Source organism: Megasphaera indica, from assembly GCF_046614755.1.
Lineage (GTDB): Bacteria > Bacillota > Negativicutes > Veillonellales > Megasphaeraceae > Megasphaera > Megasphaera intestinihominis.
The window spans coordinates 1-13,314 of record NZ_JBKKJR010000026.1; the positions used below are offsets into that span (position 1 = coordinate 1).

Sequence of the window (13,314 nt, forward strand, 5' to 3'; positions counted from 1 at the left end):
ACCTTTTTTACGTTTAGCGAGAAAAAAGAGAATAGAACGATGAAATAGAATAAAAAAAAAGGGGGGCTGTCGCACGAAGCCAAAATGGCTTAATGCGACAGCCCCTTTTTTTACGACGAACCACAAACGACGAACGACCTACGCTTCTGTTTCTCCGATGACGACGCGGCGGCCGCCCTGGGCTTCGTAGAGGCGATGGGAGATGGAGAGGACCGTCCGGTCTTTGGCAGCGGCCTGCAGGGCCTGCAGGACCTGGCTTTCTGTCAGGGAATCGAGGTTGGCCGTGATTTCATCGAACAAGAGAATCTGCGGGTTCATGACGACGGCCCGGGCGATGGACAGGAGCTGGCTCTGGCCGCGGGAAAAGAGTTCCGGCCGGAAGGGCGTGTCCAGTCCCTGGGGCAGGGCACAGCACGTATCCCACAGACCGACGAGGTGCAGGGCTTTTTCGATGGCGCCTGCTGTGACCCGCGGGTCCTTGAGGCTGATCTGGTCGGCGACGGTACCGCTGATGGCGTAGAACTGCTGCTCGACGTAGCCGAAGACCTGGCGCCGGACAGCAGGGGCCAGCCGGGACGGGTCGCAGCCAAAGATGCGGATCTGGCCTTCCCGGGGCTGGTAGAGGCCGAGGATGAGTTTGAAAAGGGTGCTCTTGCCGGCGCCGGTACGGCCGGTGATGGTGACCATTTCCCCGGCGGTGACGGTGAGCGAAAAGTGGCGGAAAATATCTTTTTCCCGGCCATAGCCAAAGGCGGCATCGTCGATGACCAGTGGTGCCGCTGCTGCGTCAGGGACTTCCGGTTCTTTTCGTTCCTGGATGGGTTCGGCAAAGAAGTCTTTCAGGCGGCCGATGCCGGCGACGGCAGACTGGATGTTCTGGATTTCCATGCCGATGCTTTCTAAAGGCGAGAAGATGCGGCGCACATAGGCGATGAGGGCGACGACGCTGCCGACGGTCATGCCGAAGATTTCCTGCAGGGACGGACTGCTGACGGACAGGGCCATCATAAGGCTGATGATGACCGTGCAGCTGGTGATGATGATTGGCGAATAGATGGAGTCACAGAAATTGCTCCGTTCCATGGCGTCGAAACTGGCCCGGATCGTCCGGCCATAGCGCTGTCGCAGGTAGCGTTCCTGCTGGCACGTGTGGATGGTGCGGATATTATGGACCGTTTCCGGAATGAGTTCGTTCGTCCGGCCTACGGCGATGCGGTTGTCCCGCTGGGCCTGGAGCATGCGCTTCTGGAAATAGCGGGTCAGGATAAACAAGAGGGGCAGGCAGATACAGAGCAATATGCCCAGGCCCAGGCTCAGGTGGAAGACGACGACGAGGATGCTGAGAATCGTGAAGGCATCGGCAATCATGCTGACGACGCCGGAATCGAAGAGGTTTTCCAGGGTATCGACGTCGTTGACGAAAATCGACGTGACGGCACCGGCTTCATGGCTGACGAAGTACGCAGCCGGCAATTCGTCGAGGCGCTGGCACATGGCCGAGCGCAGGCCGTGGGTGATTTTTTGGCCGAAGACGGTGATCAGCGTCTCCTTGAGGGCATCGACGAGGCCGCTGCCGGCATTGAGGGCAAAGTAGAGAATGCCTGCCGTCAGCAGGGGATAGGCGCTGAACGAGCCGCTGACCAGGCTGTCGACGATGTATTGCAGGATGAGGGGCGGCGTGACGCTCACGGCGATGGACGCGATGATGGCTGCGATGAGGACCACCAGGAGCAGGCTGTTCTTTTTCAGGGTCTGCCAGAAAATATTACGCATGGCGGGTACCTCCCTGGGCATGCTGCAGGTCATAGAGATTCCGGTAGGCCGGACAGGATGCATATAGAGCTTCGTGCGTGGCGACGACGCTGGTCCCGTCCCCGTTGATCCAGATGACCTGGTCCAGATTGGGGAAGAGGCTCAGGCGGTGCGAGATGAGGAGAATGATGCGGTCGCTGTAATCCTGGCGCAGGCTGGTGAAAATCTTCCGTTCTGTCGCCATGTCGACGGCGGCAAAAGGGTCGTCGAGGATGAGGAGCGGCCGCGGATGGAACAGGGCCCGGGCCAGGGCGATACGGGCCTGCTGGCCGCCGGACAAGCGCTGGCCGCCTTCGCCGATGGGCGTCTCTATCCCCTTCGGAAAGGTAGCGCAGTCCTGGTCCATGCAGACCCTTTTCAGGACCGGGGCGATGTCACCGGACAGGCCGAGGCGGATGTTCTCTTCGACGGTAGCCGCAAAGAGTTCCGCGTCGTGGCCGCAGTAGCCGACGATGCCGTCTGGCGCCGTGTGGCCGTTGCCCAGTTCCTTGGCGCCAAAGAAAATCTGGCCGCCGTGCGGGTTTTCACAGAGGAAGGCCTGGCCCAGCGTCGATTTGCCGCAGGCGACAGGCCCGGTGATGCCAATGATAGTACCGGGACGGGCCGAGAAGGAGAGGTCCTGGAAAATAGGGCCGTCACTGCCGGGATAGGTGAAGGACAGGTGGCGGACCGTCAGGGCTGCCGGGGCTGCCTGCGGTACGGGATCGGGCAGTTCCGTTGCCGCCTGGAGATGGGGCTGGATGCGCTGCCACGAAACCTGGGCTTTCTGGATGGCGTTGAACAATTTTGCCGCATGGGACGACTTCGTGGCCAGTTTGACGAAACAGACCAAGTACGTCGAAAAGGCCGCAATGTCCCAGGTTTCCCAGCCCGTCCCCAGGACGTTGCGGCCGCCGAACCAGATGACCAGCATCGTGCCGATCATGGCGATGACTTTGTAAATCGGCTGGAGTGTATTTTCCCAGAGATTGGCCAGGATCATCTTCTTTTCATAGTCAGCCAGGTAGCCTTCATACCGCTGATCCTGTACGGCTTCTTCGCCGTAGACGCGGTACGTCAGGGCGTTGCTGATGCGGTCCAGGGTCATGCCCGACAGGGCGCCGCTGCTTTCTTTGCTGCGGGCCGCCGTCACGGCGACCAGGCGGCGCAGGCTGTTGGCCAGGGCATAGGCGATGGGCGGGAAGATGAGGACGCACAGCGTCAGGCGCCAGTCATACCAGACGAGCATGACCACATAGGCCGCCATGACGACGCCGGTATCGAAGATTTCCGTCGTGAACTTGCGCATCCCTTCGACGCAGGTGTCGATGTCGGAAATGACTTTGGTCATCAAGGCACCCGTATCGGCCTGCTCCATGTCCCGCTTCGGCGTCTGGACCAGGTGCTGGTAGAGCCGGTCTTTCATGGAAAGGCTGATGTTGTTGGCGAACTTCCGGACGTACAGGCGCTTGACATAGCGGGCGCCCTGGACGCCGAGGATGACCAGAGCGTAACAGAGACAGAGGACGTACATATCCGCTGCCGTCCGGGTACCGCCGAAAATATCATAGAGGTATTGGGCCAGCTGCCCGTCGAACCAGGGGCCGGCAATCATGCCGACATTGTATAAGATACCGCTCAGCGTGACGATGAGCAGCAATTTCTTTTCATGGTAAAAATAATAACGGACCGAACCCGGGCCGAATCGTTTCAATGGGAACACCTCACATTTGATGATTATAGTTCATATATCATACACTATTATGGGCCTTTGTACAACAGGACGCAGGCAGAGTGCCGTTCATCGTTCGTCGTAGGACTATCGCATGAAGATTTCTGCCATCATGCAAGGTACCTTTCAATTTATAGTTTGTAGCATGGAGTTTGTAGAAAACCACTCACTAAAAACTACAAACTGCAAACTTAAAGCTCAAAAAGGCGTTGTCTTCATGTAACAGCGCCTTTTTTTCGAATGAGACTATTGCCTATATGATGGGAAATGGGGACAGGCCTCTTGCGTAAAGTCAAAAAGACGAATATAATAGAGTTGTATGAAAGTCAAAAAGGAAAATATATTTTTACGGGGTGATTATGATGAGTGTATTAGCGGATAAGATTGAACAATTCATTTTACATAAATTGTTAGAAGAAGACAATTCAGACATTGTATTGCGCCGTAATGAGCTGGCCGACGAACTGCAATGCGCTCCGTCCCAGATCAGCTACGTCCTGAGCACGCGTTTTTCCAACGACAAGGGCTATCTGGTCGAATCGCGGCGCGGGTCCGGCGGATTCGTCCGCATCATCAAGCTGACGCCGAAGAAGCAGGACCGCACGCCGGTCCTCCTGCACGAACGGCTGCCGGCCGTCAGCATTTCCATGGAAGACCTGGATGCCCTGCTGTACCAGCTCCTCAAGCGGCGCAGCCTGACCAACAACGAAGCGGTCATCCTCCATTTGACCTTTGAATCCCTCTATCGCCGCATCGACGACGAAGGGACGCGCCTGCTGGTCATCAGCGACATTTTGAAGAACCTCAATCTCCATTGAGTGATAGAAAGGACGTGAGGGCTATGTTATGTGATGCCTGTAAGAAAAGAGAGGCTGTTGTCCATATCGTCAAGATCGAGAACGGGCGGCGCACGGATTTGCACCTGTGTGCAGCCTGTGCCAAGAAACAGACCAATTTTTCTAATTTCAGAGATTTGAATATTATTGATAACGACTTTTTCCGCAAGATGGCCTACCCGGACTACCAGGGACGCAGCGGCGACGAACCGCGCTGTGCCAGCTGCGGTATGACCTACAGCGAATTCAACCGCCTCGGGAAGTTCGGCTGCCCCGACTGCTACGAAGCCTTCAAGGAAGAGATTCCGCCTCTCCTGCGCCGCATCCACGGCCACAGCAAGCACGTCGGCAAGGTGCCCAACCGCGGTACCGGTGTCTTCCGGACGGCGACACACGTCAAACGCCTGCGCCAGCACCTGCAGAAACTGGTCCAGGAAGAACGCTATGAAGAAGCGGTGAAAGTCCGCGATGAGATCCGCGCCCTCCAGCGTCAGCTGCCGGATGGCGGAAAGGGGGAATAAGCCATGGTCCACGATATGCTCCAGCAGCCGCTCTGCCCCTGGCAGGACGGCACGGGAAACTTCAACGATATCGTCATCGACAGCCGCGTCCGCCTGGACCGTAACCTGAAGAAATACGTCTTTCCCGATAAGGCGTCGGATACGGAACTGGCCGCCGTCCTCGAAGAGGGCAAACGCCAGATTGGTACCCTCGATACCCTGGGCCATGGGCGCTATACCTTCATCGGCCTCGACGAATTGTCGCCGCTGGAACGGGAAATGCTGGCAGTGAAACATTTTTCCTCGGCCAGCCATATCGAACAGCCCAAGCACCGGGGCCTCCTGCTCCGCGAAGACGGGGCCGTGTCGATCATGATCAATGAAGAAGACCATTTCTGCATCCAGACGGCAGCACCTGGTTTCGACCTCCAGCGCGTCTGGGATCAGGCGGCCCAGGTCGATGATGCCCTGGAAAGCCACCTGGATTTCGCCTTCCGCGACGATTTCGGTTACCTCACGGCCAGTCCGTCCCTGACCGGTACGGGCCTGACCGTCGGCGTGACCATCCACGTCCCGGCCCTGATCCTCATGAAGCGGTTCAACCGCATCGTCCAGGGCATTACTAAATTCGGCTTCACCGTATCCGGGATGTACGGCGAACGCAATGAATGTATCGGCAACATCTTCCAGATCACCAATCAGATTACCCTGGGAGTGACCGAGACAGATATCCTCGACCAGCTGCGCAAAATCGTCACCCAGATTGTCCAGGAAGAACAGAATTGCCGCAGCCTGGTCTGGGACCACAATGAAAATACATTAAAAGATAAATGGCTGCGTACTTACGGCACCCTCAGCCGGGCATGGCTCCTGGCCGACCAGGAATCCCTGGCCCTGGCCAGCGACCTGCGTTTCGGCATCGACATGGGGGTTATCCCCGAAGGCCCTCTGGCTTATGAAGCCATCATGACCGTCGTCGAACCGGCTTACCTGCAGCTCAAGGCCGGGACCGAACTGAACGGGGAAGAGCTGGAACACCAGCGGGCTGAAGCCGTGCAGCAAGTACTCAGTGCTTACCGGAGGAAGTGATTTCCCATGATGAACAATCGTCTCACCAATGACGCTAAAGCCGTCCTGCAGTATGCGCAGGAAGCGGCACAGAAATTCCACCATGATTATGTAGGGACCGAACATATCCTGCTCGGTCTCGTTCTCAATACAGACGGCATCGCTGGCCTGCTCCTCAACCAGCTGGGCCTGACGCCGGAAAATGTTACCCGCGCCATCGAACAGCATGTCGGCTGGGGCCAGGATTCGCCGACGAAGCTGCGCCTGACACCGCGGACGAAGCGGGCTATGGAACTGGCCGTCCGCGAAGCCAACCGGCTGGAACAGAACTATGTCGGCACAGAACATATGCTGGCCGGCATCCTCGAAGAAGGGAGCGGCATGGCCGTCCAGATCCTGGAAGATATGGACATCGACCCGGACCTGGTCTCCCAGCGCCTGAGCGAGCTCATGAACGACCCGGCCGTCGAAGGCGGCGATGCCGTACCGTCCAAGAACGGCAGCGACTTGTCCCAGTTCGGCCGCGACCTTAATGAATGGGCCAAACAGGGGAAAATCGACCCGGTCATCGGCAGGGAAAAGGAAATCAGCCGCGTCATCCAGATCCTCAGCCGCCGGACCAAGAACAATCCGGTCCTCATCGGCGCCCCTGGCGTCGGCAAGACGGCCATCGCCGAAGGCCTGGCCCAGCGCATCATCACTGGCAATGTGCCCGACAGCCTGCTGGACAAGCGCATTTTCTCCCTCGATTTGGCCAGTATCGTCGCCGGTACCAAGTACCGTGGTGAATTTGAAGAACGGATCAAGCGCATCCTCGACACAATCGAACAGGACGACTCGATCATCCTCTTCATCGACGAAATCCATCAGCTCATCGGGGCTGGTGCCGTCGAAGGCGCCATGGATGCGGCCAACATCCTCAAACCGGCCCTGGCCCGTGGCGATTTGCAGTGCATCGGCGCCACGACTATCGACGAATATAAGAAACACTTTGAAAAAGATGCCGCCCTGGCCCGCCGCTTCCAGCCCGTCCTGGTCGGCGAACCGACGGAAGACGACGCCATGGCTATCCTCTTCGGCCTGCGCGACCGCTACGAAGCCTTCCACAAGGCCCGCATCACCGACGAAGCTGTAAAGGCTGCGGTCAAATTGTCGGCGCGGTACATTTCCGACCGCTACCTGCCGGACAAGGCCATCGACGTCATGGACGAAGCGGCGGCCCGTGTCCGCATGAAGGTCTATGCGCCGTCCCACGAACTCCAGGACCTGGAACAAAAATTGGCCGACATCAATAAAGAAAAAGAAGCGGCCCTGGCTGGCGAAGACTTTGAAAAATGCGCGTCCCTCCGCGATGCCGGCAAGAAAGTATCGTCGGAAATCTCGGCCCTTCAGAAAGAAAAGAAGCAGCACGACGATGAAAAGCTCGTCGTTACGGAAAACGACATTGCCGACGTCGTATCCATGTGGACAGGCGTCCCGGTCCAGCAGATTACGGAAACGGAATCGCAGCGCCTCCTCCATTTGGAAGCAGAACTGCACAAACGGGTCATCAGCCAGGACGATGCCGTCACGGCTGTGGCCAAAGCCGTCCGCCGGGCCCGCGCCGGCCTCAAGGATGCCAACCGGCCTATCGGTTCCTTCCTCTTCCTCGGCCCGTCCGGTGTCGGCAAGACCGAACTGGCCCGGACCCTGGCAGCCCAGCTCTTCGGCAGTGCTGACAACATGATCCGCATCGACATGAGCGAATTCATGGAAAAATACAGCGTTTCCCGCCTGGTCGGCGCGCCTCCGGGCTACGTCGGCTATGAAGAAGGCGGCGAACTGACCGATGCCGTCCGGGAAAAGCCGTACAGCGTCATCCTCTTTGATGAAGTGAAAAAGGCCAGCAGCGACTTCTTCAACCTGCTCCTGCAGGTCCTCGACGAAGGCCGCCTGACCGATTCGAAAGGGCGGACTGTCGACTTCCGCAATACGGTCATCATCATGACCAGCAACCTCGGCGCATCGCATCTCAAGCCGTCGGGCCCGGTCATGGGCTTCTCGACGGGCGGCGACAGCGCCAAGGACCGGGAAGCATCTTTTGCAGTAGCCAAGAAGGAAATCATGGCCGATGTGAAACGCTTCTTCCGGCCGGAATTCCTCAACCGTATCGACGAAATCATCGTCTTCAAGCCGCTGGAACAGAAAGACCTGCGCCAGATTGTCGACATCCTGCTCAAGGACCTGACCAAGCGCCTCGGCGAAAAAGGCGTCGCCCTCGACTGGACGACGGCTGCCGACGACGTCCTGGTCGAGGAAGGGACGGACTTCGCCTATGGCGCCCGGCCGTTGAAGCGGGCTATCCAGAAGCTCGTCGAAGACCCGATTGCCGAAATGCTCCTCAGCAGCAGTGTCAAGGAAGGCAATACGATCCATGTCGATAGCCTGGACAAGAAGAAACTCGTCTTTACGACGGAGTAAGGAGCAGTCATGGCAAAGATAAAGACCCGTTACGTCTGCAGTAACTGCGGCAGCGTGTCCAGCCGCTGGCTCGGCCGCTGCCCGCAGTGCGGCGAATGGAATACCATGGTTGAAGAGACGGTCGCGCCGGAAGCGCCCAAGGCGGCACAGAGCATGGCCCGCAGCGGGCCGGCGTCGCAGGCGGCGTCCCTGGCGGATATCGCCATGGAAGACATGGCCCGCATGGAAACGGGCATTGGCGAACTGGACCGCGTCCTTGGCGGCGGCATCGTCCCAGGGGCGCTGATCCTGCTCAGCGGCGACCCGGGCATCGGCAAGTCGACGCTGGTCCTGCAGCTGGCCGCTGCCGTCTGTGACAAGAACGGCATCGTCCTCTACGGCTCTGGCGAAGAATCGGCGGGCCAGATCAAGATGCGCGCCCAGCGCCTGGGCATTTCCACGCCGGACTTGATTATCCAGGCCGATACGTCCCTGGACCATATCCTTGATGAAGCCAAGAAGCGGCGGCCGGCCCTGCTGGTCGTCGATTCCATCCAGACCATGTACAGCCAGTCCGTCGAAGGGACGCCGGGCAGTCTGGCCCAGATTCGCGAGAACACGGGCCGCCTCATGACCTTTGCCAAAAGCGAAGGCATCCCCGTCGTCGTCATCGGCCACGTCACCAAGGACGGCGCCATTGCCGGGCCGCGCATGATGGAACACATGGTAGACGTGGTCCTCTACTTTGAAGGTGAACGGAACTACCAGTTCCGCATCCTGCGGGGCATCAAGAACCGCTTCGGCTCGACCAATGAATCGGGCCTGTTCACCATGACCAGCAGCGGCCTGTCGGAACTGGAGAACCCGTCTCAGCTGCTCCTGGCCGAACGGGCAGCCGACCAGGCCGGCTCAGCCGTAGCTGCCGTCCTGGACGGCATGCGGCCCATGCTCGGTGAAATCCAGGCCTTGACGGCTCATTCCGTCTTCGCCGTCCCGCGGCGGACGGCATCGGGCATGGACTATAACCGCCTGATCATCCTCCTGGCCGTCCTGGAAAAGCGCCTGGGCGTACCCCTGGGCAGCCAGGATGTCTACATCAACGTCGTCGGCGGCCTGCGCCTGACCGAAACAGCAGCCGACCTGCCCGTTGCCCTGGCCGTCTATTCCAGCCTGCGAGACATCTCCATGGACAGCCGGACCGTCGTCATGGGCGAAGTCGGCCTCACCGGCGATATCCGCCGCGTCCCCCAGGCCCTGCGCCGCGTCAAAGAAGCGGCCAAGATGGGCTTCAACACCTTCATCCTGCCCAAAGGCAACCTGGAAGACATCGAAACAGACCAATTCCCGGACTGCCATTTCCTAGGTGTAGCCACCCTGCGCGAAGCCATCGAAAAGGCCTTCCGGAGATAACCTTATGCTACAAACTGCGAACTTAATACCCCAAAAGGCGCTGTCTTTATGCGACAGCGCCTTTTCGCTTGCCTTTTTTGAGTAAACCTGTTACGCTAATTTTAGTGGCTAGTGGCTAGTGGCTAGTGGCTAGTGGCTAGTGGCTAGTGGCTAGTGGCTAGTGGCTAGTGGCTAGTGGCTAGTGGTTCGTGGCTCCCCTGATAGGGGAGCTGTCATCGCAGCTGACTGAGAGGTTTTCAAGGCAACCTCTCCGGCCTTACGGCCACCTCCCCTATTATGGGAGGCATAATCCGCATGGGCCGTCTCAAGCCATTCTGGCCCGTCAGGTGCCGGCCGATGAAGGGCGCAAGACGGTTGTCAGAACGGACGGCTGTAGCTGGCGCCCCGCCTGACCTGTAGGGGCGCCCACGTTGGGTGGCTGTTTTCCGGCTCCCCTGATAGGGGAGCTGTCAGCGCAGCTGACTGAGAGGTTGATGGCTGGCCGTTAACGATAACTATAACTGGAAAGGAGTGTATCATCATGCGAAAATGGATTCAGTTAGCTTTACTGGTTCTCTGCTTTTTCTGTTTCAGCGGAGCCGCCCTGGCTGCCTCGGCTGTGACGCCGGACGGCTATTTCAACGGCATCCGTCTGGCCGGCAAAGTCCGCGTCGTCGATTCCTTCCCGGATATCCGCGTCCAGGTCGTCAGCGCCTTCCCGGACCTGCGCGTCCAGACTGTCTACTATTTCCCCGATGACATCGGCCAATGGCAGTTCGTCGATTACGGCGAAGACTTCACAGTCCAATTCGTCGATTCCTTCCCGGACATCCGCATCCAGTTCGTCAACAGTTTCCCGGGAGTCCCCTAACTTAGTGAAGAGGTTATCCCCATGAAAATACGCGCGTTACAGCTGGTAGGCCACAAAAATACACGTCCAGCGGCCTTGTGCGTAGGGAACGTCCCAAGCCTTTTTGGCCCGTCAGGTGCCGACCGACGGAAGGCGCAGGACGGTTGCCAAAACGGACAGCTGTGGCTGGGCAGCCCTACTGTGAGATTTGACCATAGCTTATTCTTGTCCCATGGTGGTCCTTTAGCGGATAATTTTCATTCATGATGATGCTGGAGAGGTTTCATGAACAAAAAATTATATGTAAATAGTTGCTTGAATAGGCTATATAAGTTGCTTATTTTATTTATCGGGACCTAGTATTTTTTATTGTTTTAGTAGGGGGGATGCGGTCGGACATTCTATCTATTATATGGTTATAGGGTATAAAGAACCTGAAGTTGGAACAGTGTATATGGGAGACAAAAATAATATACAAGTTTTTAACCTGATTCTGCAAGAAGTCTCCCGCCTCTTTAGGCGGTGAGATGAATTGCAGGTTTTTCTGAGGGCTCGATGCCATCAGAAAAATGATGGCATCACATTTTGTTTTGCGGTATAATCAGTAGTAAGCAGTAGTAATCGTGAAAGGATTGGGAAAGTCAAGGCAGGTGATGGTAGTGAATAAGGCATACCGATACAGAATCTATCCGACAAGAGAACAGAAAATGATGTTTGCCAAGACCTTTGGGTGCGTCCGATTCATCTACAACAAGATGCTGAGTGACTGCATTGACTATTATAAGGAAACCGGCCAAAAGCTGAATAACACGCCTGCGCAGTACAAGGAAGAATTCCCTTGGCTGAAAGAAGTGGATAGTCTGGCTCTTGCCAACGCTCAAATGAACCTGAACAAGGCATACCATAACTTCTTGAGCAACCGAAAGCATTTCGGCAAGCCACGCTTCAAGTCAAGGAAGAATAATCGTGCTTCGTATTCCACAAACAACCAGAAGGGTTCTGTCCGAATCGAGGGCCATAAGGTGAAACTGCCAAAAGTCGGCTGGGTGAAATTATGCCAGCATCGTCCCTTGCCGGAGAACAGTATCATAAAGACCGTAACCATCAGCAAGACGCCATCAGGAAAGTACTATATCAGTATGCTGGTGGAGTATGAAAACCAAATACTCCCGGTCATACCGAAGACCTTCCTTGGCTTGGATTTTGCGATGCACGGCTTGTATGTGGCTTCCGATGAGGAGGATGCTAAGTATCCCGATTTCCTGCGAAAGGCAGAGAAGAGATTGGCTAAGGCACAGCGGAAGCTATCCCAAAAGCAGAAAGGAAGTCACAACAGAGAAAAACAAAGGCTTCGCGTAGCTATTCTCCATGAGAGAGTGTCCAATCAACGGCGGGATTTCCTGCATAAGAAGGCTCGCTACCTTGCAGACCGCTATGATGTCATTGGCATTGAGGATATTAGCGTCAAAGCGATGGCCAAGCAGAAAAAGGGTGGCAAGTTCAGTTTTGGCAAATCCGTAGCTGACAATGGCTGGAATATGTTCACGAACATGCTAGAGTATAAACTGGCTTGGCAAGGCAAACAGCTTATCAAGATAGACAAGTGGTATCCAAGCAGCCAGCTGTGCCATGTTTGCGGATATCAGAACCACGAAACCAAGGACTTATCTGTAAGGGAATGGGATTGCCCTAAATGTGGCAGTCACCATAACCGCGATAAGAACGCTGCCATAAATATTCGGGAAGAAGCCAGGCGGATATTTGCCTGACGTAATCCATAAAATACCGTGGGTCGCACGGGAATCTACGCCTGTGGAGAGAGTGTAAGTCGCTGTAGCTCTTCGGAGCCAATGGCGCTGTTCTCGCTGAAGCAGGAAGCTCCCGCCTCTATAGGCGGGAGTACGTTCACCACGGGCAAAGTGGTTGACTTAGAAACTACAGCGGCCTTGATTCCTGAAATTACGCTCATGTACCATGGTGAAAAATATAAATTTCAAGATCATGTTTTTATCGTCAAAGGTGGGGAAGATGATTCTGTAAAGTATTTGGTATATGACGAACTGAATGACAGCCTGTTTTGTGTTGTGGAAAAGAAATTGCCTAATAGCCAATGGTTAAGAGAGAAGTATAGATTGGTATCCTCTACAGAGGAATCAAAATTAAAACCATATCTACGATATATTCAAAATGAAAATGATTGGGTATACATACAAAAACGGTAAAAATATACGGAGCGATTCGGATGTGATACAATAGAGAAAACAATGCAGAAGAGAGGAATTTTGATGAAACATTTAGAAGTGGTAGCTGCGATTTTGGAGTATGATGGGAAAATTCTTTGTATGGAACGGGGTCAGGGGAAATTTGACTATGTCAGTTTCAAATACGAGTTTCCCGGTGGCAAGATTGAACCAGGCGAAGCCAAGCACACGGCCATTGAACGGGAACTGCGGGAAGAAATGGATGTCCATGTATCTGTCAAAGAATCGGATTTGTACATGACGGTCCATCATGATTATCCTGATTTTTCCATGACCATGTACGCCTTTTACTGCCATTTAGACAAGCCCGATTTTGTCCGCAAAGAACACGTCGATGCGAAATGGATGGCTCCCGAAGACATGCCGACGCTGGACTGGGCACCGGCAGATGTGCCTATCATGAAAAAGCTTTCTGGAAAGTAGGCGATAGCCATGGGGGAATATGGGG

The 13,314-nt window shown here is 55.9% G+C and carries 11 protein-coding genes; 9 read left to right on the top strand and 2 right to left on the bottom strand.

From position 1 onward, the window contains the following. Positions 1-138: 138 nt before the first annotated feature. A complete protein-coding gene (locus ACFCTO_RS10895; RefSeq protein WP_499876869.1) occupies positions 139-1,773 on the bottom strand; it encodes an ABC transporter ATP-binding protein in 1,635 nt (544 codons plus the stop codon). Next, the gene (locus ACFCTO_RS10900; RefSeq protein ID WP_499876870.1) at positions 1,766-3,505 is read right to left on the bottom strand and encodes an ABC transporter ATP-binding protein; all 1,740 of its coding nucleotides are present in this window, start codon (positions 3,503-3,505) and stop codon (positions 1,766-1,768) included. The genes ACFCTO_RS10895 and ACFCTO_RS10900 overlap by 8 nt, the downstream gene beginning before the upstream one ends. Before the next feature lie 380 nt (positions 3,506-3,885). On the opposite strand from ACFCTO_RS10900, the gene ACFCTO_RS10905 reads away from it, so the two are divergent. The 9 genes from ACFCTO_RS10905 to ACFCTO_RS10945 all read left to right on the top strand — a co-directional run bounded on the left by ACFCTO_RS10905 (position 3,886) and on the right by ACFCTO_RS10945 (position 13,289). After that, entirely contained in the window at positions 3,886-4,341 is a 456-nt protein-coding gene (locus ACFCTO_RS10905; RefSeq protein WP_014016302.1) for a CtsR family transcriptional regulator, read from the top strand. A 23-nt stretch (positions 4,342-4,364) separates the two neighbouring features. Next, positions 4,365-4,880 carry a UvrB/UvrC motif-containing protein gene (locus ACFCTO_RS10910; protein WP_499876871.1) on the top strand — a complete coding sequence of 172 codons (516 nt, stop codon included), beginning with the start codon at positions 4,365-4,367 and terminating at the stop codon, positions 4,878-4,880. Between the two features lie 3 nt (positions 4,881-4,883). After that, positions 4,884-5,948 (top strand): ATP--guanido phosphotransferase, encoded by a 1,065-nt coding sequence (locus tag ACFCTO_RS10915; protein WP_292262164.1) that lies wholly within the window; start codon positions 4,884-4,886, stop codon positions 5,946-5,948. A 9-nt stretch (positions 5,949-5,957) separates the two neighbouring features. Next, positions 5,958-8,387 (top strand): ATP-dependent Clp protease ATP-binding subunit, encoded by a 2,430-nt coding sequence (locus ACFCTO_RS10920; RefSeq protein ID WP_499876884.1) that lies wholly within the window; start codon positions 5,958-5,960, stop codon positions 8,385-8,387. Positions 8,388-8,396: 9 nt separating this feature from the next. Further along, positions 8,397-9,776, top strand: coding sequence for a DNA repair protein RadA (gene radA / locus ACFCTO_RS10925; protein ID WP_499876872.1), 1,380 nt, complete (start codon positions 8,397-8,399; stop codon positions 9,774-9,776). 520 nt (positions 9,777-10,296) lie between these two features. Further along, positions 10,297-10,626 (top strand): 7(1) septoil knot domain-containing protein, encoded by a 330-nt coding sequence (locus tag ACFCTO_RS10930; RefSeq protein ID WP_499876873.1) that lies wholly within the window; start codon positions 10,297-10,299, stop codon positions 10,624-10,626. Positions 10,627-11,258: 632 nt separating this feature from the next. After that, positions 11,259-12,374, top strand: a complete 1,116-nt coding sequence (locus ACFCTO_RS10935; RefSeq protein ID WP_499876874.1) for an RNA-guided endonuclease TnpB family protein — start codon at positions 11,259-11,261, stop codon at positions 12,372-12,374. A gap of 81 nt (positions 12,375-12,455) precedes the next feature. Further along, positions 12,456-12,827 (top strand): hypothetical protein, encoded by a 372-nt coding sequence (locus tag ACFCTO_RS10940; protein WP_499876875.1) that lies wholly within the window; start codon positions 12,456-12,458, stop codon positions 12,825-12,827. 63 nt (positions 12,828-12,890) lie between these two features. Further along, complete coding sequence (locus tag ACFCTO_RS10945; protein ID WP_022497332.1) at positions 12,891-13,289, top strand: (deoxy)nucleoside triphosphate pyrophosphohydrolase; 399 nt, start codon at positions 12,891-12,893, stop codon at positions 13,287-13,289. Positions 13,290-13,314 lie beyond the last annotated feature (25 nt).